Below are 21,511 nucleotides of genomic sequence, written 5' to 3'. Positions count from 1 at the left end.
GAATCGTGCGGATAGTGTGAGCGATCCAGTGGGGAAGGCGCTTGCCCTGACGGAGGATTCGGACAACCTTGGACGCACCAGGCCGTGAGCGGGCGGAGCATGTCGACCCCGCAGACCAGTGGGTACTCAATCCGAACACCGGCGAATACGAACTGCGGCTGACGCCCGCCGCACCGCGCCGCGCCGTTCCCCAGCCCCGTGGCGGCCGTACGGCGCGCCCGGCTGCTCCCGGCCGCGAGGTCCCGCCCCCGCGCAGGCGGGGGCCGGTCCCCGAGGAACCGCTGCCGGGGCGGCGCGGCCGCCGCCCGGTCAAGAAGACGTCCAAGGCGAAGAAGGCCCTGTTGTGGACCGGCGGCAGCATGGCGTTCGTCCTGGTCGCCACCGCGGGCGCCGGCTACTTCTACCTCAAGCACCTTGAGGGCAACGTCAAGACGACGGATGTCGGTGACGCGGGCGCGAGCAGTTTCAAGAAGGACGAGGCCTTCAACGTCCTCGTCATCGGCACCGACAAGCGCACCGGCGAGGGCAACGAGGGCTACGGCGACGCCGGCAGCCTCGGCCACGCCGACACCACGATCCTGCTGCACGTCTCCAAGGACCGCTCCAACGCGACCGCGCTGAGCATCCCGCGTGACCTGATCGTCGACATACCGGAGTGTCCGGCCACGAAGGACGACGGCACCGAGGTGACGGTGGGGGCCCAGCAGGACGTCCGCTTCAACAAGAGCCTCGGCGAGAGCGGCCGGGACCCGGGCTGCACCATGCGGACGGTGAAGGAGGCCACCGGCATCCAGCCGGACCACTTCATGATGGCCGACTTCAACGCGGTCAAGACGCTGACGTCGGCGGTGGACGGCGTCGACGTGTGCGTGACGAAGGCCGTGAACGACAAGGAGTCCAAGCTCGTCCTGCCCAAGGGCGAGTCCACGATCGAGGGCGAGAGGGCCCTCGCCTTCCTGCGCACCCGGCACAGCTTCGGCAACCAGGGCGACCTCGACCGCATCAAGGTGCAGCAGCAGTTCCTGGGTTCGCTGATGCGCAAGATGTCCTCCAGCGACACCCTCACCAACCCCAAGAAGCTGCTGAAGCTGGCCGAGGCGGCCACCAGCGCGCTCACCGTGGACTCCGCGATCGGCAAGGTCGGCACGCTCAAGGACATGGCCCTGGAGCTGAAGAAGGTGCCCACCAAGAACATCACCTTCGCCACGATCCCGGTGGTGGACAACCCCGCGGAGAAGATCAAGGCGACGGTGATCGTCGACGAGACCAGGGCGCCCCAGGTCTTCGACATGGTCCGGAACGACGTGTCGTTCACCGAGGTCAAGGCGCAGCAGAAGAAGGAGGCCGCCGCGGTGGCCGCCCGCCTCAAGGGCACCAAGGCGGACGCCTCTCAGGTGCGGGTCCAGATCCTCAACGGCGGTGCCGCGTCCGGCAGCGCGCAGAAGCAGCTGGACTGGCTGCAGAACAGCGCGGGTGTCGTCAAGTCGGAGAACGCGGGCAACGCGGACGCCGACCAGGCGACGACGACCATCGAGTACGCGCCGGACCAGGCCGACCAGGCCCGTCGGCTGGCCGACATCATGGGCCTGTCGGGCTCGGCGATGAAGCCGGGCAAGAGCGTGACCAACTCCCAGGGGCAGCCGACGATGACCCTGATCCTGGGCAAGGACTTCAAGGGCGCGGGCGTGAAACTCAACGGCGCCTCGGCCGAGACGCCGGACGTGGAGAAGTCCACGGCCGACAAGGTCCAGTGCGCGAGTTGACGGTTCAGATGCGTTAGTTGACGAAACAGAGCAACCTGACGGGCCCGTCGTATGTCTCCTGGACGTACGGCGGGCCGCGCCATGGCGCGATGGCGGGATGGTCGGGGAGGACTCGAAGTGACGCGGAACAGTGTGCGGGATGTCGAACCAGTCGCCGAGAAGGTCGGCGGCACCGGCGACAGCCGGCACGGCGGACGCCGCTCACCGCGGACGCACCGGCTGCTGCGCTGGTCCGCGACGACCCTCGCCGTGCTGGTACTGGGCTCGGCCACCGCCGGTTACCTCTACTACCGGCATCTCAACGGCAACATCAAGAAGGACGAGCTCAACCTCGGCGACAACAAGGTCGCCGAGCCGACGCCGAACGCCGCCGGCCAGACCCCGCTGAACATCCTGCTCATCGGCTCCGACGCCCGCGACACCGAGGAGAACCAGCAACTCGGCGGCGCCCGCGAGACGTTCGGCTCGACGCCGCTGGCGGACGTGCAGATGCTGGTGCACCTGTCGGCCGACCGCTCCAACATGTCGGTGGTCAGCATGCCCCGCGACACCCTCGTGAAGATCCCGAAGTGCACCGACCCGGACGACGACGAGGTGTACCCGGCGAGCGAAGGCCGCGTCATGACCAACCGGAGCCTCGGACACGGCGGTCCCGGCTGCACGGTGGCCACCTGGCAGGAGCTCACCGGCATCCACATCGACCACTTCGTGATGGTCGACTTCGCGGGCGTAGTGTCCATGGCGGACGCCGTGGGCGGGGTCCCGGTCTGCGTGGACGCCAACATCCTCTCGCGCGACAGCCAGGGCCACGGCTCCGGTCTGAAGCTGGAGAAGGGCACCACCCCGGTGAAGGGCGAGCAGGCCCTGCAGTGGCTGCGGACGCGTTACGGCTTCGAGGACGGCAGCGACCTCGCCCGCGCCAAGGCCCAGCACATGTACATGAACTCGATGGTCCGGACGCTGCGCGAGAACGCGACCCTGGGCAGCCCGAACAAGCTCCGCAAGCTCGCCGAGGAGGCCACCAAGGCCCTCACGGTCGACTCGGGCCTCGACACCGTCAAGAAGCTCTACGACCTCAGCGACGAGCTGCGCAAGGTGGAGCCGGAGCGCATCACCATGACCACGATGCCCAACCGGTACGTGGGCGCCCGCGTCGAGCCCACCGAGGACGCCGAGCAGCTGTTCCGCCTCGTCCGGGAGGACATCGCGCTGGACGGCAAGGACGGGGAGAAGGCGAGCCCGGCCCCCTCGGCGACCGCCTCCGGCGACCCGGCCGCCGCCGACGACAAGATCGGGATCCTGGTCGTGAACGGCACCCGCACCGACACCCTCCGCGCGGCGTCCGGACGCACCAGCGCGGTGACCGGGCTGCTCGTGGAGAAGGGCTTCACCAGGGCGGCCGCGGACACCACGTCTGCGCTGAGCGTGGACCGTACGGTCGTCCGCTACCCGAGCGCGGAACTGCAGGGCGACGCCGAGCGGGTCGCCAGGTCCCTCGGGATTCCGGCGAGTTCGGTGGAGCGGTCGACGGACGTCTCCGGGGTCACGGTCGTCGTGGGCGCGGACTGGCGTGAGGGTACGACGTACAAGGCGCCCGAGGAGGACGACAGCACCCCGGAGTCCGCCGAGGCGCTCAACGGCGCCGACGAGGACGCCTGCATGCACGTGAACCCGGGATTCACCTGGTCCTGAGCCGGGCCTGGAACCGGGCCCTGAACCGGGCCCTGAGCCTGTGTCAGGTGGTCAGCTCGCCGGCGCCAGCGTGGACCGCGGGGCGCCGGCTCGCGATCACCTTGCGGGCGAGCGAGCGCGGGCTGGTCAGGAAGCCCCAGCCCCACGACATGTGCATGGTGGCGAGGGCCACGGGGATCTGCAGCCGCGCCTTCAGCGGCAGCCCCTTGCCCGCGGGGACGGACCCGAGGACGATCGCCGCGAGGTAGCCGCCGGGGACGACGAGGGCCCACGGGCTGACCAGGGCGCCGAGGACGATTCCCGCGCCGATCGCGCACACCGCGGTCGGCGGCGCGAGGTAGCGCAGGTTGATGGAGCCCTCGTGGTAGCGGGCGACGACGTGCCGCCAGCGGCCGTAGTCCTTGTACTGCTTGGCGAGGGCGCGCACGCTCGGCCGGGGCCGGTAGGACACCTTCAGCTCGGGCGAGAACCAGATGAGCCCGCCGGCCTCCCGGATCCGGAAGTTGAGCTCCCAGTCCTGGGCGCGGATGAACTCCACGTTGTACCCGCCCTGCTGCTCCAGCGCCTCGCGGCGGAACACCCCGAGGTACACCGTCTCGGCCGCGCCGGCCTGCCCGCCCGTGTGGAAGGAGGCGTTGCCCACGCCGATCTTCGACGTCATGGCGGCGGCGACCGCGTGCTCCCAGTCGTTCTCGCCCTCGGCGTGCATGATGCCGCCGACGTTCTGCGCGCCGGTCTCCTCCAGGAGCCGTACCGCGGTGGTGATGTAGTTCGGCGAGAGCATGCCGTGGCCGTCGACGCGCACGACGATCGGGTGCCGGGAGGCCTTGATCGCAGCGTTCAGCGCGGCCGGCGTGCGACCGGTCGGGTTCGGCACGGTGTGCACGCGGGGGTCTTCACGGACGAGCTCGGCCGCGATCTCGTCCGTACGGTCCGTGGACGGACCGAGGGCGATCACGACCTCCATCTCGCCGGCGTACTCCTGCGCGAGGATCGCTTGGACGGCTCCGCGCAGATGCCGTTCCTCGTTGAGGACGGGCATGATCACGGACACGGCGGGGAGCTGCACGTCGGGCTTGGCGTTCATAGGGCCCAAACGTTACCGCGAATGGGGGACACCGGTGCGCCCCGCCCGGGGCGGTGCACCGGGCCGCAGATCGTATGGGCCTACGGTGCTCACGATCCCAGGTACGGCCCCTGGGGCCGCTCCGGCGGATCCTGGCCGGGGTCGCGGGCTCTGGCACGCCCGTCCCCCGCTCACCTCGGTCGAAAGCAACCGTCCATCCGAGTCCGGCCCGATCCGCCCCAGCGGAGGTGTCCCCCTTGCCCACGCCGCCCCGCTCCCCCGACGCCCGGCCCCGGCGTCGCCCGCAGCCACCGCGGTCGGCGCGGCCCCCCGTACGACGGAAAAAGCCGCGCTGGGCCATGCGGGTGGTGACGACCCTCTCCGTGGTCGTGCTCGCCGCCGCCGGGATCGGCCACGCGGTGGTCACCAGCCTCGACGCGGACATCGCCCGGGTCGACCCCTTCAAGGACATGAAGAACCGCCCGCGGGCGGGCCACGGCATGAACGTCCTGCTCGTCGGCACGGACGGCCGCGACAAGATCACCGAGGCCGAGCGGCAGAAGTACCGGCTCGGCGGTGCCCCCTGCCGCTGCACCGACACGATGATGATCGTGCACATCTCGGAGGACCGGGAGCGGGTGAGCGTGGTGAGTCTGCCGCGCGACTCGTACGCCGTGACGCCCACGCACACCGACCGGACGACGGGCAAGCGGCACCACGGACACCCGATCAAGATCAACGCGGCGTACGCGGAGGGCGGCCCGCAGCTGACCGTGCGGACCGTCGAGAACATGACGCGGGTGAAGATCGACCACTACCTGGAGGTCGACTTCACCAGCTTCATGAAGACGGTGGACGTACTCGGCGGGGTCGAGATCTGCACCACCGAGCCGCTGAAGGACACCTACACCGGCCTCGACCTCCCGCCCGGCATCCACACCATCCGGGGCGGCCAGGCCCTCCAGTACGTCCGCTCCCGTCACGTCGACGGCGCCTCCGACCTCGGCCGGATGCAGCGCCAGCAGCGCTTCATGGCCGCCCTGATCGACCGCGCCACGACCTCCGGGATCCTGCTGAACCCGCTGAAGTTCCGGGACATCACCCGGGCCGTGCTGGGCTCGGTACGCGCCGACAAGGGCTTCGGCGCGCACGAGCTGCTCGACCTCGGCCGGGCGATGCGCAGCTTCTCCCCCTCCTCGTCCGAGTTCACCACCGTGCCGATCGGGCAGATGGGGTACGCCGTCAAGGGCGTCGGTTCCACGCTGAAATGGGACGCCCGCAAGGCCGGCCGCCTCTTCGAGTCCCTCCGCGAGGACGAGCCGCTGTCGGTGGGCAAGCCGCGGCACAAGGCCCTCCGCGTGGACGTCGCCCCCCAGCAGATCCGCGTCCAGGTGGAGAACGGCACCGCAAAGGCCGGCCTGGGCAAGCGCGTGGACGCGGGGCTGGCGGCGACCGGTTTCCGTACGACGCGACTGCCGGTCAACGCGGCCGACCGCACGGTGAAGCGCACGGTCGTCGCCTACGACCCCCGCTGGGACCGCTCCGCGAAGTCCCTCGCGGCCGCGCTGCCGGGCAGCGAGCTGCGGGCGGTGAAGGGGCTGGGGGCGACGCTGAAGGTGATCGCCGGGGCGGACTTCCGGGAGGTGCGCAGGGTGCGGGCGGTGGATCCTACGCAGGGGGCGTTCGGGGTGATGCGGGGCGACGAGGTGTTGTGCCCGTAGGGGCGTCGGTCGTCGGCCTCGGCGGCATGCTGCCCCAGGACTCGGCCCGGGTGGTCGCGGGACGGCCGGGGTCGGGCGGCGCTCAGTCCTCGAAGCCCTCCGCCGCCCGGCGCTCCCGGAGCTCCATGATCGCGCGGCGGCGGGCCAGCCGGTGGGTGCGGCGGATCTGGGCCTCCTGGTAGCGCCGCTTGTCGCGCTCGGTCTCCGGGTGTACCGGTGGCACCCGGCGCGGTGTGCCGTCGGCGTCGACGGCGGCGAAGACGAGGTAGGCGGAGCCGACCTGGGTGGCCGGGTTCGACTCGTTCCAGCGCTCGGCCAGCACCCGCACCCCGACCTCCATCGAGGTCCGGCCGGTCCAGTTGACCTGGGCCTTCACATGGACGAGGTCGCCGACGCGGACCGGCTCCAGGAACGCCATCTCGTCCATGGACGCGGTGACGGCGGGCCCGCCGCTGTGCCGGCCGGCCACGGCACCGGCCGCGTCGTCGACCAGCTTCATGATCACGCCGCCGTGCACGGTGCCCAGGAGGTTCGTGTCGGCGTTGGTCATGATGTGGCTGAGCGTGGTCCGGGACGCCGAGGTCGGCTTGCCCGGGATATCCGGAGTCTCCGATTCCGCGGCGGAGGCCTGTTCTGTCATGGCCTCAACCTTATGCCGAGGTGACAACCCGGGATTTTGTGTCAGCTTCGCAACAGCAGTGCCCTTATTTTCCGACGAACCTTGTAAGGGACATACCAGTGCCCTGCACACTGGGGCCCATGAACGATTGGCCCGAGGCATGGTCCGACGACAACCGCGGCAGCCGGTACGGACGCGGCAGCTCGAGCGCGCAGCCCGAGAGCGCCCGCGTCATGCGGCAGGTCCGCCGCGGCCAGGCGGCTCCGCCCGGGCAGGGCGGGTACGGCGGCCCCGGCGCCCCCGCCCCGCCGTACGGCGGGGTCCCGCAGCAGCCGTCGTACGTCAACGGCGGTGACGACACCGTCTACGACGACGGGTACAACAGCGGCTACAACACGGGCCAGGTCTACGGCGGCGGTGGCCCCGGCGGTCCCGCCGGCGGCGGCCGTGGCCCGCGCCCCGCGCCGAACTGGCGCCGTCGGATCAAGCTGACCACGGTCATCGTGCTGACCGTGCTGGTCGTGACGACCGTCGGCACGTACTTCTGGGCCGACTCCAAGCTCAACCGCGAGGTCGACCTGTCCAAGGTCATCGACCGGCCGGAGGCGGGCGACGGCACGAACTACCTGATCGTCGGCTCCGACAGCCGCGCGGGCATGTCCGCCGAGGAGAAGAAGAAGCTGCACACCGGCTCCGCCGAGGGCAAGCGCACCGACTCGATGATGATCCTGCACGTCGGCGGCAACGGCGACACGCTGATCTCCCTGCCGCGTGACTCGGACGTGGAGATCCCGACGTTCAAGGGCTCCGACTCCGGCAAGACGTACCCGGGCACCGGCCGCCACGTGAAGCTGAACGCGGCCTACGCGGAGGACGGCCCCGAGCTCCTCGTCCGCACCGTCGAGTTCAACACCGGTCTGCACATCGACCACTACGTGGAGATCGGCTTCGCCGGCTTCGCGAACATCGTGGACGCGGTCGGCGGCGTCGAGATCGACATCCCGAAGGGCGGCATGAAGGACACCAAGTCCGGCGCCGACTTCGAGGCGGGCAAGCAGACCCTGAACGGCGAACAGGCGCTCGCCTTCGTCCGTACCCGGTACGCCCTGAAGGGCTCCGACCTGGACCGCACGAAGAACCAGCAGAAGTTCCTCAACGCGCTCGCCAACCAGGTCGCCACCCCGAGCACGCTCCTCAACCCGTTCAAGCTGTACCCGACGATGGGCTCGGGCCTGGACTCGCTGATCGTCGACAAGGACATGGGCCTGTACGACCTGGCCTCGATGTTCTGGGCGATGAAGGGCGTCAACGGCGGCGACGGCACCTCGATGAACATGCCGATCTCCGGTTCCACGAACGGCAACCTGGTCTGGGACAAGGCGAAGGTGAAGACCCTCGTCGACGAGCTGAACAACGACGAGAAGGTCACGGTCTCCGGCAACTGACAGCGGTGCGGGCCGGCCGCAGACCGTTCAAGGGCACCCGCGAGGGTGCCCTTGAACGCGTTCGGGCGCGTGGGTCACATCGTGGCGCCCGCCATGGCGCGGCAACTCGCCTCGCAGCGGCGACACGCCTCCGCGCAGCGCATCATCTGGGGATCGTCCGGCATGGACATACACGCCTCGGCGCACATCGCGCACGCCGTGGCACACATGGCACACATCTCGGCCGACATGGGTGAGCGGCGCATCATCATGTCCGCGCACATGCGGGTCGTCTCGGCGCAGTCCATGAGCGTGCGCATGACCTGCATCTGAGCCTGGCCGCCCATCTGCATGCAGGAGCTCATGGTCTCCTCGCAGACGGTGTGGCAGGACATGCACGCCTCGACGCAGTCCTGCATCTCCCTGCTCATCGCGGTCGTCGTTCCGGGCTGGGTCATGGCTCCTCCTGGGGTGCGGGAGCCCGGGGCGGGCCCCGTGCCTTCCGTCCTACGCCTGTCCACCGGACAGCGCCATCGGGCGGACGCGGAAATTCCGCGGCCCGCTCCCGCACACGCGCGTCGCCCTCCGCCTCTGGACGAGGCGGAGGGCGACGGGGTGCGGCGGCCGAGCGGGGGTTACGGCAGGTTGCGGGCCATCACGATGCGCTGGACCTGGTTCGTGCCCTCGTAGATCTGGGTGATCTTCGCGTCGCGCATCATGCGCTCGACCGGGTAGTCGCGGGTGTAGCCGTATCCGCCCAGCAGCTGGACCGCGTCCGTCGTGACCTCCATCGCCACGTCCGACGCGAAGCACTTGGCGGCGGCGCCCTGGAAGGTGAGGTCCGCATCGCCGCGCTCGGACTTCGCCGCCGCGGCGTAGGTGAGCTGGCGGGCGGCCTCGATCTTCATGGCCATGTCGGCGAGCATGAACTGGATGCCCTGGAAGTCGGCGATGGGCTTGCCGAACTGCTTGCGCTCCTGGACGTAGCCCTTGGCGTAGTCGAGGGCGCCCTGGGCGATGCCGAGGGCCTGGGCGGCGATGGTGATGCGGGTGTGGTCGAGGGTCTTCATCGCCGTGGCGAAGCCGGTGCCCTCCGCGCCGATCATGCGGTCGGCGGGGATGCGCACGTTGTCGAGGTAGACCTCGCGCGTCGGGCTGCCCTTGATGCCGAGCTTCTTCTCCGGGGCGCCGAAGGAGACGCCCTCGTCCGACTTCTCGACCACGAAGGCGCTGATGCCCTTCGAGCGCTTCGTGGGGTCGGTCACCGCCATGACCGTGTAGTACTCGCTCACACCCGCGTTGGTGATCCAGCGCTTCACGCCGTTCAGCACGTAGTGGTCGCCGTCGCGGACCGCCTTCGTCTTCATGCCGGCCGCGTCGGAGCCCGCGTCCGGCTCGGAGAGGGCGTACGAGAACATCGCGTCGCCCTTGGCGAGCGGGGTCATGTACTTCTTCTTCAGGTCCTCGGAGCCGGAGAGGATCACGGGGAGGGAACCGAGCTTGTTCACGGCCGGGATCAGGGAGGAGGAGGCGCACACCCGCGCCACCTCCTCGATCACGATCACCGTGGCCAGCGCGTCCGCGCCCGCGCCGCCGTATTCCTCGGGCACGTGGATCGCGTGCAGGTCGCCGGCCACCAGGGCCTCCAGCGCCTCCTGCGGGAAGCGGGACTCCTCGTCGACCACGGCGGCGTACGGCGCGATCTTCGCCTCGGCCAGCGAACGGATCGCGTCGCGGAGCATGTCGTGCTCCTCGGACGGGCGGTACAGGTCGAAGTCAGCCGATCCGGCCAAGGTGACTCACGCTCCAAAAAACGCTGCGGTGCTGACGCTAATTACCGTTAAGTAACTCAAATTTTAAGTGCCTGCCCACCCAAGTGATACGTGAGCTTGGCGACAGCGGGAAAGTTGCCCGCCGAGGGGCCGTGTCATGCCACGACTATGCTCTTCCCGCGCACCTGACGCACCCCACGGCCGTCCCCCCTGGAGCACCACATGAGCCTCAAGATCACCGTGATCGGCACCGGCTATCTCGGCGCCACGCACGCCGCCGCCATGGCCGAGCTGGGGTTCGAGGTGCTGGGGCTGGACGTCGTGCCGGAGAAGATCGAGATGCTCCAGCGCGGCGAGGTCCCGATGTACGAGCCGGGGCTGGAGGACCTGCTGCGCAAGCACGTCGCCGGGATCGAGGGGTCGAGCGGGCGGCTGCGGTTCACCATGGACTTCGCCGAGGTGGCGGCGTTCGGCGACATCCACTTCGTCTGCGTGAACACGCCGCAGCGGCACGGCGAGTACGCCTGCGACATGTCGTACGTCGACTCCGCCTTCGCCTCGCTCGCGCCCTATCTCACGGGCCCCGCGCTCGTCGTCGGCAAGTCGACCGTCCCCGTCGGCTCGGCCGACCGGCTGGCCCGCTACCTCGCCGAGAACTCCCCGGCCGGCGAGGACGCCGAGCTGGCCTGGAACCCGGAGTTCCTGCGGGAGGGCTTCGCCGTGCAGGACACGCTGCGCCCGGACCGGATCGTGGCGGGCGTGCGCAGCGAGCGGGCGGAGAAGCTGATGCGCGAGGTGTACGCGACGCCGATCTCCGACGGCACGCCCTTCGTGGTCACCGACTTCCCGACCGCCGAGCTGGTGAAGACGTCCGCGAACTCCTTCCTGGCCACCAAGATCTCCTTCATCAACGCGATGGCGGAGGTGTGCGAGGCGGCCGACGGCGATGTCGCCAAGCTGGCGGAGGCGATCGGGTACGACGACCGGATCGGGAAGAAGTTCCTGCGGGCGGGGATCGGCTTCGGCGGCGGGTGTCTGCCGAAGGACATCCGCGCCTTCATGGCCCGGGCGGGCGAGCTGGGCGCCGACCAGGCGCTGACCTTCCTGCGCGAGATCGACTCGATCAACATGCGCCAGCGCGGGCAGATGGTGGAGCTGACCCGGCAGGTGCTGGGCGGCGGCTCCTTCCTGGGCAAGCGGGTCGCCGTGCTCGGCGCCACCTTCAAGCCCGACTCGGACGACGTCCGCGACTCGCCCGCGCTGAACGTCGCCGGGCAGATCCACCTGCAGGGCGGCCAGGTCACGGTGTACGACCCGAAGGGCATGGGCAACGCCCGCCGCCTCTTCCCGACCCTCGGATACGCCGACTCTGCCGTCGACGCCGTGCGGGGCGCCGATGTCGTCCTCCACCTCACCGAGTGGCGCGAGTTCCGCGAGCTGGACCCGGCGGCGCTCGGCGAGGTCGCCACGGACCGGGTGATCCTGGACGGGCGCAACGCCCTCGACCCCGAGGTGTGGCGGCGGGCCGGGTGGCGGTACCGGGCGATGGGCCGGCCGACGGCCTGAAAGGAATTCAGGACCGGAAGGCCGGTTCCTTGAATTCCTGACGGGTTCGATGGAAATTCGGGAATTCCCGCAGGTTCGGTGAAGGTGCGGTCGTACATAAGGTGATTTTCTGGAGGACCGTCGCGGGAATCCCCGCCTACGGCCCCCATGCCGAGTCGCGCCCGACCCATGTCCCGCACGGCATGCACGGTTTCCGAGGGCGGCATATGCCCGCCATCCCCGGAATCCTCAACACGAGTTCGATTCCCTTTCGAGCAGCGTGCGCAATTGACCGTTCTCACAGAGGGTGCCCCTGTGAAAGAGAGGTAAGCAACGGCCACTTAACAAATGCGTAGTCAAGCGGAATCCAGGTTCCACTCCACTGGTCGTCATTCGCCACACCTTCCATTGGCTTGACCAGACCATGCCAGGAGTGATTCATGCCCTTGTTCCGCAGGGCGGAGTGGCCACGCGACCACCGCGACGAAGTGGTGGCGGGCGCGCTCGTCGGCGCCGTGGTGATCGTGCTGGGGTACGCCTCGGGCATCGGCGCCCCCTCCGGCACCGCCGAGGCCGCCGTTCCCCCCACCTCGCCCCCCGCGGCCACGGCCCCGGCGAACCCTGTCGCTCCGGGCGGCTCCGGGGCCCAGGACGCCGGCGCCGGCGCCGGCGCGGGCGGCGGATTCGGTACCGGTGAGCTGCCGTCGTACGGCGGCGTCGGCGGCGTCGGCACGGGCACCGGTTACGGCACCGGCGGCCAGGGCGGCTACACCGGCGGCACGGGCGATTCGGGCCACTCCGGTCACGAGACCTCGCCGCCCCCCGGGAGCGCCTCCCCCACACCCACCCCCACCCCGTCGCCCACCGGCCCCGACGCCGACACCTGCCAGGACGGCGAGGTCACCCTCGTACGGCCGCTGCTCGACGGACTCACCGAGCCCCTGTTCGGCGTCCTGAACGGCAGTGACACCGGCACCATCACCGGCACCGTCACCGGCACCGAGGAATCGCCCGAGCCGCAGCCCTCCCCCTGTGTCGGGCTCGCCCCCGTCTCCGTGACCGGGCTCCTCGGCGTCGGCGCCTCCCCGCTGCCGGAGGCGACCCCGTGACCCGCAACCTCCGCCGCACCCTGCTCCTGCTCGTCCTCACCCCGCTCCTGTACGCCCTGGTCGGCGCGCCCCAGGCGGCGTCCGCCCACACCGACCTGGTCGCCTCCTCCCCCAAGGACGGCGTGGACCTCACCAAGGCCCCCGACCACCTCACCCTCACCTTCGACGAACCCGTCGACCTCGCCGACGTGCGCGTGCTGACGATGGACGGCGACCGGCTCCCGGTGTCCCGCACCCCGGGCGCGGGCGCCGACAGCGTGCGGGTCGCCCTCGCCGCCCCGGTGGGAGGCCGACTCGCGGTCGTCTGGTCGGTGGTCGACGAGGAGGACGGGCACGCGTCCTCCGGCCGGATCGCCTTCGGCGTCGGCGCACCCATGGTGGCTGCCGCGACCGGCGGCGACGAGGCCGCGTCCCCCGTTCCCGCACCGTCCCCCTCGGTGCGCAGGGGCATCGTCGCCGTCCGCTGGGCCGGCTACCTGTCACTGGCGCTGTTCGTCGGCGGGCTGGGCTTCGTCACTCTGTTGTGGCCGCGCGGCGCGCACGAGCCGCGGGCCCGGGCGCTGCTCACACTCGCCTGGACGGGCGGCATGCTGGCGACGGTCGCCGCCGTCGGGCTGCAGGGCGCGTACACCGCGCTGGGCGGCCTGCGGGACGCGCTGCGCCCGGCGACGTACGCCGACGTGCTGGCCACCGAGCCCGGCGTGGTGCTCGCCGCTCGCGGTCTGCTGTGGGTGCTGGCGGCCGTGGTGCTGGGCGCGCTGATGCAGGGCGGTCCGGCCACCTCCCGCTCCCCCGGCTGGCGGGTGGGCGCCCTCGCGGTGACGTTCGGGCTGCTGCGGACGACCGGTATGACGGGACACAACTCGGACGGCAGCGAGCCCACTTGGGGCGCCGTCGCCGACTTCGTCCATCTGCTCGGCGCCTCGCTGTGGATCGGCGGGCTCACCATGCTCACCCTGGCCGTGCTGCCGCGCCGGCGGGCCGGGGAGCTGGCCGCGGTGGTGCCGGGCTACTCGCGGCTCGCGGCCGTGAGCGTCACGGGCATCGTCGCCGCGGGACTGGTGCTCACCTGGCAGGTGGTGGGGTCGTTCGACGCCCTGCTGCACAGCTCGTACGGACATCTCCTGCTCATGAAGACGGCCGTCCTCGGGGCCGTCCTCCTCGCCGCGTACGCCAGCCGTCAGTGGGTGCGTACGCGCCTCGATCTCGCCGTGCTGTTGCGCGGTGACGCCGCGACCGTGCGGCCCTTCGGTTACTCGGTCGCGGTCGAGACGGGGCTCGTCCTCGTCGTGCTCGTCGTGACGAGTCTGCTGGTCACGGCCGACCCCGGCCGCTGAACTTCCCCAATGCACGAAGGAGTTGTAGTGAAAGAGAGCAACAACACCGGTGAACGGCGGCGCAGGCCGCCGACCGGGAACCGGGGCCTGCTGGTCGCCGGACTCGGCGCGGCGCTGGCCGCCGTGCTCAGTCTCGGGCTGCTGAACGCGGCCTCCGGCTCGACGAACACCTCGGAGGTTGCGGGCGCGGCTCAGGCGCCCGCCGCCGCCGAGGCGCAGCCCGCGGCGGCCGCCAAGGCCGACTACCAGGTCGACATCATGGGCAACAAGTTCGGCGACGGGAAGCAACTCGTCGTCGAGGTCGGCCAGACGGTCCAGTGGACCAACCACGACAGCGTGCCGCACACGGTCACCACCACCAAGGCCCCGGAGAAGTTCGACTCGGGCACGCTCAACCAGGGTGACTCGTGGTCCTACACCTTCACCAAGGCGGGGACCTACGAGTACTACTGCGCGGTGCACCCGGACATGGTGGCGTCCGTGAAGGTCGTCGCGGCCGACGGCGGTGGTTCGACGCCGGCTCCCACGCCCACGCCGACGCCGACGGCCCCGCCCACGACCGGCCCCACTCCCACTCCCACCACGCCGCCGACCGCCACACCCACTCCCACGGGCGGCACCGGGGGCGGCTCCGGCGGCGGTTCCGGTGACGACGAGCAGTGCGCCAGCGTCCAGAACGTGCTGCTGCCGATCCTCCAGCACCTCTACGTGGCGCACCTGGAGCGGTCGCCGGGAGAGCAGGTGCAGGACGCCCTCGCGCTCGACTCGTACCTCAAGATGCACACGGTGTGGGTGGAGAGCATCCTCAAGCCGGCCCTCGAAGGCGGCGGCTCGGTGCTCGACGACACGCTGAGCGTGCTGCTGAACCACGTCAACAAGGCGCACCTGGAGGAGTCGCTCGGACAGCAGGTCACCGACCTGCTCGACGTCGACAGCTACGTGAAGATGCACACCGTCTGGGCCGGGCAGATGCTCACGCCCACCACGGACTTCCTCACCACCAGCTGCTGACGATCTGACACGGGGACGCCGCTCCGGCCGGGGCTCAGCCGGCCGGAGCGGCGCCCTTCCCATTCTCCACGCCTTCACCACGCTTCGGGAACCGCTTTCCAAGGAGTCCGGGATGACGACCGTCACCCTGCCCACCGTCCCTCCCCCGCCACAGTCGCGCGCCGGCACCGGCCGGCTGCTGCCCCTGCCCGGCCGGTACACGGTCGCCCCCGGCCGCTCGCTCGTCGAACTCACCGCCTGGTACGGCCCGTTGCCGACCCGACGCCGTCGCGTCGCGCTCACCGGGGCGTCCCTCACCGTGTCCGACCCCCGGTCCGACATCGACCCGCAGACCGTCCTCGCCGAGGCCGACACCCCCCTCTTCCGCCTCGGGTTCGACGGCCCGCACCTCGAGGCCGAGTTCACCTCGGAACGAGTCGACGAGTCCGACGGCCGTCTCCAGCTCACCGGCGACCTCGACCTCGACGGCGTCGCCTTCCCCGTCCTGCTGCGGCTGCGCGTGGTCGAGCGGGCCGACGACCGGCTGCTCGCCGTGGGTACCGCCCGGCTGCCGTACCGGCTGCTGCGCCGGGCCACCGGGTTCCGGCTGCCCTGGCGGCTGCCGGCCACCCGGCTGCGGCTGCTCGTCGCGGCGGAGTTCGCGTGAGGGCGGCCCGGCGCATGACCCGGCGTACGGCCCGCAGTGCGGCCGCGTCCGCCGTCCTCGCCCTCCTCGCCCTGCCGTTGCTCCCGTCCGGTCAGGCGTCGGCGGCCTCGTACAGCGTGGCCATGAAGGGGTACGCCTTCTCGCCCGCGAGCCTGAGCGTCCCCGTCGGTTCCACGGTGACCTGGACCAACCAGGACACGGCACCGCACGACGTGAAGACCACCTCGGGTCCGGTCTCGATCCACTCCCCCATGCTCGACAAGGGGGAGAGCTGGAGCTTCACGTTCGGCACGGCCGGGTCCTACGGCTACTACTGCACGGTCCACCCGGACATGACGGCCCAGATCACGGTCAAGGCGGCGGCACCGGCGACGACGGCCGCCCCCACGCACGACCACTCGGGCTCCTCCGGCTCCTCCGGCTCCTCCGGCTCCTCGGGCGGTTCCGGTACCTCGGGTTCCTCGGGTTCCTCGACAGGTCACGCGGAGCATCAGGCGTCCTCGCCCGGCCGCACGGCGGCGAGCAGCAAGGCGCCGACGATGAGCATGCCGGCGTCATCGCCTGCGTCCACCGCCCCGGGGGCGGCCGTACCGCAGGCACCCCAGTCGCCGCAGCCGGGGCAGATGGCCCAGCCCCAGACCGCCGCCTCCTCGGTCCGCCCGCTCGACCCCCTGCTCGTGCTGGCGGGCATCGTCGCCGGTGTCGCCGTGCTGTGTCTGCTGGTGGTCGGGTCCCGGGCGGCGGCGCCCCGGGGTGGGGAGGAGGCGGGGGCGTAGGTCAGTCCTTCGCCCGGTAGCGGCGCATCTTCGCGCGGGCCCCGCACACCTGCATCGAGCACCAGCGGCCCCGGCCGGCCGGGCTGCGGTCGTAGTACGCCCAGTGGCAGTCGACGGCCTCGCAGGCCTTCAGCCGGGTCCAGGTGCCCTCGACGAGGGCCTGGGCGACGGCTGCCGCGACCCGTGAGAGCAGCGGGCCCTGGTCGGCCGGGGCGAGGGCGGCGGAGCCGTCGCCCTCGTCGACCGTCACCACCAGGGGCGCCCGCGCGAGCAGCTCGCCCAGCGGGGTCACCGGGCGGTGCGGCGGGTGGCCCGCGTGGGCGAGCAGGGCCGCGCGCAGGGACTCGCGCAGTTCGCGGGCGGCCGGGAGTTCGTCCTTGGTCAGCCCGAATCTCGCCCCGTCCAGCGAGTCGACGTCCGACTCGATGTCCAGCGTGTTCACCAGGGACTGGACCAGGGCCAGGCCTCCCGGTGCGGGCGATCTCTCACTCATGCTCGCGACGTTACCGCCAATGGGGATGCATGCAGTAACCGTTACTGGTTACTCTGCTCTACAGGTAACCCCTAGGCAGGTAACTCCGACTTCAAGGAGGAAGTCATGGCTCTCGCCAAGCTGGGTGTCGTCGTCCTGGACTGTCCCGACCCCCACGCCCTCGCCGGCTTCTACGCCGACGTGCTCGGTGGCACCGTGGAGGACCAGGGAGAGTGGGTGGACCTGAAGCTGCCCGACGGGCAGGCGCTGGCCTTCCAGGCCGCCCCCGGGTACGTAGCGCCGCGGTGGCCCGCACCCGACCACTCGCAGCAGTTCCACCTCGATCTGGACGTGCCGGACCTGGACGCGGCCGAGAAGGAGGTGCTGGCGCTGGGTGCGAAGCCGCTGGACGCAGAGGACCGCTCGCGGAGCTTCCGGGTTTACGCGGACCCCGCGGGGCACCCGTTCTGCCTCTGCGCCGGCTGATGGACCCGTTGACCGCCCCTGATCGCCTGTCGAGCCGGGAGGATCCCATGGCACCCGTGGCACGTTTCCGTTCTGTGGTCGTCGACTGCCCCGACCCGCACGCGCTGGCCGCCTTCTACGCCCAGGTGGGCGGCGGTACGCCGGAGGCCGAGGACGACGACTGGGTCGTCCTGCGGATTCCGGACGGGCCGCGGCTCGCCTTCCAGCGGGCGCCCGGCTTCGTCCCGCCGGAGTGGCCGCGCGCTGACCGCAACTCGCAGCAGTTCCACGTCGACTTCGACGGCGGGACCACCTGGGAGGAGATCGACGCGGCCGAGGAGAAGGTGCTGGCGCTGGGGGCGCGGATCCTGGACCGCGAGGACTTCGAGAAGAAGGACTTCCGGGTGTACGCCGATCCGGCGGGCCATCCCTTCTGCCTCTGCCGGATCGACCCGCTGTAGGTCCCGGGTCCCGTGATCCACCCGTCCACCCGCGTCCACCCAGTCCACCCGTCCGTCTATCCGTCCAGGTCGGCGATCTTCGCGGTGGACGGCTGTCGGCGCGCCTGGGCCGCACGGGCGGTGAAGTCCGCGCCGCGCAGCACGCGTTGGAAGTTTCCCCAGGTCAGCAGGGCGATATCGGCCTCGGGCCAGCCGCGGCGCAGGAGTTCGGCGATGAGGTGCGGGTAGCACGAGGCGTCGCCGAGCTCCTGCGGGTGGGCGATGCCGACGTCGAACGTGCCGGACAGGCCCACGCACTCCGCGCCCGCGACCTCGCGGACGTGGTCGAGGTGGTCGGCGACGTCCCGGACGGTCGGGCCGGTCTGCTCGGCGGTCAGCGGCACCATGCACAGGCCCTTGGCCTCGCCCAGCTCGGCGAGCAGGTCGTCGGGGAGGTTCGCCGGGTGCGGACGCAGGGCGCGGGCGGCGGAACGGGTCCAGACCACCGGCGCCTTGGACACGGCCAGCACGCGGCGGACGGTGTCCGCGGAGGTGCCGGAGAGGTCGGCGAGGACGCCGAGCCGGTTCATCTCGCGCAGCACCTCCTCGCCGAACCGGGTGAGTCCGGCCTCGCTCGCCCAGGACACCCCGGTCAGGGTGAGAACGCGCAGGCCGAGGGCGCGCAGGGAGCGCAGGATGCCCAGCGAGTCGCCGAGCGCGGCGGCTCCGGCGGGGCCCAGCAGGACGGAGACGCGGCCGCAGTTGCGCACGTCGGTCATCTGGCCGGCGGTGCAGGCGAGGCGCAGGCCCTCGGGGTGGTCGCGCACGACCGTGTTGACCAGGTCCAACTGGTCCAGGGTGGCGCCCACGGCCCGGTCGCCGTCGAGGCCCTCGGGCAGGTGCAGCGACCACAGCAGCGCGCCGACGTGGCCCTCGCGCAGCCGCGGCACGTCCGTGTCGACGGCGCTCTCACCGAGCTCCAGGTCGTACCAGGGCAGGTGGCGGAGCGCCCAGGGCAGCCCGCTGTAGCCGTCGGCGACGGGGTACGCCTCGAGGATCGCGCGCGCCTGCTCCAGCCGGGTGGTGCCGGGGGCGGCGACGGGAACGTACGGCTCCGCCGGGAGGGGCTCCGGCAGGTCGTCGAACTCGCCGGCCTCTGTGGTGGTGTGCAGTTCGTCCTGGAGGTCTGCCATGGCGGGCTCCGTACGTCGTGAGACACGTCGTGAAGTACGTCGTGATCGTCGTGATCGCCGTACGGTCACCGTCACACGGAGGCGGAGGGCCTTCCTGGTGGGCGGGGCGTTCGGGGTATGGGCACGGGCACCTTTGGCCATGGATCTTCGTCCTTCAGGGTGTGAACGTTCATAGACCGGTCCGTGTCCTCGTCGTGGACGCCGACCCCGGCACCCGGCCCCTGACAGCAGCGCTCGGCGAACTCGGCTTCGAGATGTACGCGGCCGGCCGTGGCCGCTTCGCGACACCCGTCGGCCGCTCGGTACGGCCCGATCTGGTCGTCCTCGACATGGCTCTGCCGGACGGCGACGCCGTCGAGACGTACGACGCGCTGCGCGCCGTCGGCGTCCACGCGCCGCTGCTGTTCCTCTCCGCCCGCGACGACAGCGCGGCCGGGGCGGAGGTGCGGCGCCTGATGACGCCCGCGGACGGCCATGTCACCAAGCCGTTCGAGCTCCCCGAGGTGATCGCGAGCGTGCAGGAACTCCTGGCCCGCGACCGCGCCGACGAGAGCCGACTGCTGCGGCACGGGGACCTGGCGGTCGACGCGTGGCGCCGCGAGGTCTGGCGGGGCGAGGCCCGCATCGAGCTCTCGGCCCGCGAGTTCGAGCTGCTCGGCTACCTGCTGGACAACGCCGGCCAGGTACTGACGAAGAAGCAGATCCTGGACCGGGTCTGGGGGGTGCCGTTCCGCTCCGGGACCGTCGAGACGTACGTCTACTACCTGCGCCGCAAGCTGAACGACGACGATCAGTCGCTGATAAGGACGGTGCGCGGCGTCGGCTACACCATGCCGCGCGGCTGACGCCCGGCTGAGTCTTCCCGCGCCGCGTCGATCACCTCGTCGAGCGTCTCCCGGGACCGGACCAGGTCGGCGATCATCCGGTCGATGCGGTCACGTTCCTCGGTGAGGTCGGCGACGAGTTTCGGTGTGGCGACGACGGAGGGGCCGCCGTCCGCGTCCCGCATGCAGGGCAGCAGCTGCGCGATCTTCGAGCTGTGCAGTCCGGCCGCGAACAGCTCCTGGATGTGGACGACCCGGTCGACGGCCGCCTCGGCGAAGTCGCGGTGGCCGCCGGCCGTACGCCCGGCGGCCAGCAGCCCCTGCTGCTCGTAGTACCGCAACGACCGCTCGCTCACCCCGGTACGCCGGGCCAGTTCACCGATCCGCACGACTGCCTCCGGGCCTCGGGGGACTTGGGTTCGCAGGCACCTGAACGCGACGGGCGCGGTCAGCCGTCGAGCGAGTCGATCGTCGCGTTGGACGGCCCGCGCGTGGCCTGGAGGTCACGCGCCACGTCCTGAGCCGCGCCCAGCACCCGTACCGCGTTCTGCCAGGTCAGCTTGGCCAGGTCGGGCTTCGACCAGCCACGGTCGAGCAGCTCGGCGACGAGGTTCGGGTAGCCGGAGACGTCGCTGAGGCCGTCCGGGGTGAAGGCGGTGCCGTCGTAGTCGCCGCCGATGCCGAGGTGGTCGACGCCCGCGACCTCACGCATGTGGTCCAGGTGGTCGGCCACCGTCGAGACGGTCGCGACGGGGCGCGGGTTCCGTTCCTCGAAGGCGCGGTGCACCGTCATCGCCTCGGGGGTGGTGGCGAGGTGGTGGAAGCCGTGCGCGCGCATGTTCTCGTCGGCCGCGGCGGTCCAGTCGACGGCCGCCTGGAGCACGAACTTCGGTACGAACGTCACCATCGCCACGCCGCCGTTGGCGGGCAGCCGCTCCAGAACGTCGTCCGGGATGTTGCGCGGGTGGTCGCAGACGGCCCGTGAGGAGGAGTGGGAGAAGATCACCGGCGCGGACGTGGCGTCCAGCGCGTCCCTCATCGTCGTGGCCGCCACGTGCGAGAGGTCGACCAGCATGCCCTCCCGGTTCATCTCCCGCACGACCTCACGGCCGAAGGCCGACAGCCCGCCGACGCCCGGCTCGTCGGTCGCGGAGTCCGCCCACGCCACGTTGTCGTTGTGGGTGAGGGTCATGTAGCGGACGCCGAGGGCGTACAACCCCCGCAGCGTGGCGAGGGAGTTGGCGATGGAGTGGCCGCCCTCCGCACCCATCAGCGAGGCGATGCGGCCTTCCGCGCGCGCCGCCTCCATGTCCGCGGCCGTCAGAGCGGGCCTCAGGTCCCGCGGGTAGCGCGCCAGCAACTGCCGTACGCAGTCGATCTGTTCCAGCGTCGCCGGGACCGCGTCGGGCAGGTCCGAGCGGACGTACACCGACCAGTACTGCGCGCCGACCCCGCCCTCGCGCAGGCGGGGGATGTCGGTGTGCAGGTGGGCGTTCTGGCGGGTGGCGATGTCGCGGGCGTCGAGGTCGTAGCGGACCTGCTCGCGCAGCGCCCAGGGCAGGTCGTTGTGCCCGTCGGCCACGGGGAACTCGGCGAGCAGCGCGCGGGCCTCACGCAGCGACGGCGACGGCATGCG

21 protein-coding genes are annotated in these 21,511 nt (G+C 71.2%); 13 read left to right on the top strand and 8 right to left on the bottom strand.

Annotated features, from left to right (window positions below; genetic code table 11):
- Positions 1-68 precede the first annotated feature (68 nt).
- Together ACFWWR_RS25345 and ACFWWR_RS25340 are read left to right on the top strand one after the other, a co-directional pair.
- Complete coding sequence (locus tag ACFWWR_RS25345; RefSeq protein ID WP_384305435.1) at positions 69-1,763, top strand: LCP family protein; 1,695 nt, start codon at positions 69-71, stop codon at positions 1,761-1,763.
- Positions 1,764-1,844: 81 nt separating this feature from the next.
- On the top strand, positions 1,845-3,455 hold the full coding sequence (locus ACFWWR_RS25340) for an LCP family protein (RefSeq protein WP_383859103.1): 1,611 nt from the start codon (positions 1,845-1,847) through the stop codon (positions 3,453-3,455).
- A 43-nt stretch (positions 3,456-3,498) separates the two neighbouring features.
- Here the strand turns inward: ACFWWR_RS25340 and ACFWWR_RS25335 are convergent, their stop codons facing one another.
- Entirely contained in the window at positions 3,499-4,542 is a 1,044-nt protein-coding gene (locus ACFWWR_RS25335) for a glycosyltransferase family 2 protein (RefSeq protein WP_383858536.1), read from the bottom strand.
- Positions 4,543-4,880: 338 nt separating this feature from the next.
- Here ACFWWR_RS25335 and ACFWWR_RS25330 point away from each other — a divergent pair, with 338 nt between their 5' ends.
- A complete protein-coding gene (locus tag ACFWWR_RS25330) occupies positions 4,881-6,242 on the top strand; it encodes an LCP family protein (protein ID WP_383859106.1) in 1,362 nt (453 codons plus the stop codon).
- Between the two features lie 82 nt (positions 6,243-6,324).
- Here ACFWWR_RS25330 and ACFWWR_RS25325 read toward each other — a convergent pair whose 3' ends face one another.
- Positions 6,325-6,882: an acyl-CoA thioesterase gene (locus ACFWWR_RS25325; protein WP_383858539.1), complete on the bottom strand. Its 558-nt coding sequence runs from the start codon at positions 6,880-6,882 to the stop codon at positions 6,325-6,327.
- Between the two features lie 119 nt (positions 6,883-7,001).
- Between ACFWWR_RS25325 and ACFWWR_RS25320 the strand changes: the two genes are divergently transcribed.
- Positions 7,002-8,306, top strand: coding sequence for an LCP family protein (locus ACFWWR_RS25320; protein WP_383858542.1), 1,305 nt, complete (start codon positions 7,002-7,004; stop codon positions 8,304-8,306).
- Positions 8,307-8,380: 74 nt separating this feature from the next.
- On the opposite strand, the gene ACFWWR_RS25315 is transcribed toward ACFWWR_RS25320, so the two are convergent.
- Both ACFWWR_RS25315 and ACFWWR_RS25310 read right to left on the bottom strand, forming a co-directional pair.
- The gene (locus ACFWWR_RS25315; protein WP_383858545.1) at positions 8,381-8,743 is read right to left on the bottom strand and encodes a four-helix bundle copper-binding protein; all 363 of its coding nucleotides are present in this window, start codon (positions 8,741-8,743) and stop codon (positions 8,381-8,383) included.
- 177 nt (positions 8,744-8,920) lie between these two features.
- On the bottom strand, positions 8,921-10,078 hold the full coding sequence (locus tag ACFWWR_RS25310) for an acyl-CoA dehydrogenase (protein WP_383858548.1): 1,158 nt from the start codon (positions 10,076-10,078) through the stop codon (positions 8,921-8,923).
- 201 nt (positions 10,079-10,279) lie between these two features.
- On the opposite strand from ACFWWR_RS25310, the gene ACFWWR_RS25305 reads away from it, so the two are divergent.
- From ACFWWR_RS25305 to ACFWWR_RS25280, 6 genes are all read left to right on the top strand, one after another.
- Positions 10,280-11,623: a UDP-glucose dehydrogenase family protein gene (locus ACFWWR_RS25305; RefSeq protein ID WP_383858551.1), complete on the top strand. Its 1,344-nt coding sequence runs from the start codon at positions 10,280-10,282 to the stop codon at positions 11,621-11,623.
- A 419-nt stretch (positions 11,624-12,042) separates the two neighbouring features.
- Positions 12,043-12,711: a hypothetical protein gene (locus tag ACFWWR_RS25300; protein WP_383858554.1), complete on the top strand. Its 669-nt coding sequence runs from the start codon at positions 12,043-12,045 to the stop codon at positions 12,709-12,711.
- The gene (locus ACFWWR_RS25295) at positions 12,708-14,048 is read left to right on the top strand and encodes a copper resistance CopC/CopD family protein (protein ID WP_384305432.1); all 1,341 of its coding nucleotides are present in this window, start codon (positions 12,708-12,710) and stop codon (positions 14,046-14,048) included. Before ACFWWR_RS25300 ends, ACFWWR_RS25295 begins: the two co-directional genes overlap by 4 nt.
- 27 nt (positions 14,049-14,075) lie before the next feature.
- The gene (locus ACFWWR_RS25290) at positions 14,076-15,059 is read left to right on the top strand and encodes a plastocyanin/azurin family copper-binding protein (protein WP_383858560.1); all 984 of its coding nucleotides are present in this window, start codon (positions 14,076-14,078) and stop codon (positions 15,057-15,059) included.
- A gap of 112 nt (positions 15,060-15,171) precedes the next feature.
- The gene (locus ACFWWR_RS25285) at positions 15,172-15,705 is read left to right on the top strand and encodes a hypothetical protein (protein ID WP_383858562.1); all 534 of its coding nucleotides are present in this window, start codon (positions 15,172-15,174) and stop codon (positions 15,703-15,705) included.
- A gap of 14 nt (positions 15,706-15,719) precedes the next feature.
- Positions 15,720-16,481: a cupredoxin family copper-binding protein gene (locus ACFWWR_RS25280; protein WP_383858565.1), complete on the top strand. Its 762-nt coding sequence runs from the start codon at positions 15,720-15,722 to the stop codon at positions 16,479-16,481.
- Position 16,482: 1 nt separating this feature from the next.
- On the opposite strand, the gene ACFWWR_RS25275 is transcribed toward ACFWWR_RS25280, so the two are convergent.
- Positions 16,483-16,974 (bottom strand): CGNR zinc finger domain-containing protein, encoded by a 492-nt coding sequence (locus ACFWWR_RS25275; protein WP_384305429.1) that lies wholly within the window; start codon positions 16,972-16,974, stop codon positions 16,483-16,485.
- A gap of 105 nt (positions 16,975-17,079) precedes the next feature.
- Here ACFWWR_RS25275 and ACFWWR_RS25270 point away from each other — a divergent pair, with 105 nt between their 5' ends.
- Entirely contained in the window at positions 17,080-17,439 is a 360-nt protein-coding gene (locus ACFWWR_RS25270; protein ID WP_383858571.1) for a VOC family protein, read from the top strand.
- A gap of 47 nt (positions 17,440-17,486) precedes the next feature.
- Positions 17,487-17,879, top strand: a complete 393-nt coding sequence (locus ACFWWR_RS25265; protein WP_383858574.1) for a VOC family protein — start codon at positions 17,487-17,489, stop codon at positions 17,877-17,879.
- Between the two features lie 56 nt (positions 17,880-17,935).
- On the opposite strand, the gene ACFWWR_RS25260 is transcribed toward ACFWWR_RS25265, so the two are convergent.
- Positions 17,936-19,051, bottom strand: a complete 1,116-nt coding sequence (locus ACFWWR_RS25260) for a dipeptidase (RefSeq protein ID WP_383858575.1) — start codon at positions 19,049-19,051, stop codon at positions 17,936-17,938.
- Positions 19,052-19,212: 161 nt separating this feature from the next.
- On the opposite strand from ACFWWR_RS25260, the gene ACFWWR_RS25255 reads away from it, so the two are divergent.
- Positions 19,213-19,896 carry a response regulator transcription factor gene (locus ACFWWR_RS25255; protein ID WP_383858578.1) on the top strand — a complete coding sequence of 228 codons (684 nt, stop codon included), beginning with the start codon at positions 19,213-19,215 and terminating at the stop codon, positions 19,894-19,896.
- Here ACFWWR_RS25255 and ACFWWR_RS25250 read toward each other — a convergent pair.
- Positions 19,875-20,264 (bottom strand): MerR family transcriptional regulator, encoded by a 390-nt coding sequence (locus ACFWWR_RS25250; protein ID WP_383858581.1) that lies wholly within the window; start codon positions 20,262-20,264, stop codon positions 19,875-19,877. The genes ACFWWR_RS25255 and ACFWWR_RS25250 overlap by 22 nt on opposite strands.
- A 59-nt stretch (positions 20,265-20,323) precedes the next feature.
- Positions 20,324-21,508 carry a dipeptidase gene (locus ACFWWR_RS25245; RefSeq protein WP_383858585.1) on the bottom strand — a complete coding sequence of 395 codons (1,185 nt, stop codon included), beginning with the start codon at positions 21,506-21,508 and terminating at the stop codon, positions 20,324-20,326.
- Positions 21,509-21,511 lie beyond the last annotated feature (3 nt).

The organism is Streptomyces sp. NPDC058678, assembly GCF_042714835.1.
In the GTDB taxonomy this organism is placed as follows: Bacteria; Actinomycetota; Actinomycetes; order Streptomycetales; family Streptomycetaceae; genus Streptomyces.
Note: the sequence above shows the minus strand (reverse complement) of the source record. Positions and strands in the feature narration are given on the sequence as shown.

Coding starts and splice junctions, on each gene's coding strand:
- ACFWWR_RS25340 (WP_383859103.1), top strand. CDS start 1,845: ATGGCGCGATGGCGGGATGGTCGGGGAGGACTCGAAGTGACGCGGAAC.
- ACFWWR_RS25335 (WP_383858536.1), bottom strand. CDS start 4,542: ATGAACGCCAAGCCCGACGTGCAGCTCCCCGCCGTGTCCGTGATCATG.
- ACFWWR_RS25330 (WP_383859106.1), top strand. CDS start 4,881: ATGCGGGTGGTGACGACCCTCTCCGTGGTCGTGCTCGCCGCCGCCGGG.
- ACFWWR_RS25325 (WP_383858539.1), bottom strand. CDS start 6,882: ATGACAGAACAGGCCTCCGCCGCGGAATCGGAGACTCCGGATATCCCG.
- ACFWWR_RS25320 (WP_383858542.1), top strand. CDS start 7,002: ATGAACGATTGGCCCGAGGCATGGTCCGACGACAACCGCGGCAGCCGG.
- ACFWWR_RS25315 (WP_383858545.1), bottom strand. CDS start 8,743: ATGACCCAGCCCGGAACGACGACCGCGATGAGCAGGGAGATGCAGGAC.
- ACFWWR_RS25305 (WP_383858551.1), top strand. CDS start 10,280: ATGAGCCTCAAGATCACCGTGATCGGCACCGGCTATCTCGGCGCCACG.
- ACFWWR_RS25300 (WP_383858554.1), top strand. CDS start 12,043: ATGCCCTTGTTCCGCAGGGCGGAGTGGCCACGCGACCACCGCGACGAA.
- ACFWWR_RS25285 (WP_383858562.1), top strand. CDS start 15,172: ATGACGACCGTCACCCTGCCCACCGTCCCTCCCCCGCCACAGTCGCGC.
- ACFWWR_RS25280 (WP_383858565.1), top strand. CDS start 15,720: ATGACCCGGCGTACGGCCCGCAGTGCGGCCGCGTCCGCCGTCCTCGCC.
- ACFWWR_RS25275 (WP_384305429.1), bottom strand. CDS start 16,974: ATGAGTGAGAGATCGCCCGCACCGGGAGGCCTGGCCCTGGTCCAGTCC.
- ACFWWR_RS25270 (WP_383858571.1), top strand. CDS start 17,080: ATGGCTCTCGCCAAGCTGGGTGTCGTCGTCCTGGACTGTCCCGACCCC.
- ACFWWR_RS25265 (WP_383858574.1), top strand. CDS start 17,487: ATGGCACCCGTGGCACGTTTCCGTTCTGTGGTCGTCGACTGCCCCGAC.
- ACFWWR_RS25260 (WP_383858575.1), bottom strand. CDS start 19,051: ATGGCAGACCTCCAGGACGAACTGCACACCACCACAGAGGCCGGCGAG.
- ACFWWR_RS25245 (WP_383858585.1), bottom strand. CDS start 21,508: ATGCCGTCGCCGTCGCTGCGTGAGGCCCGCGCGCTGCTCGCCGAGTTC.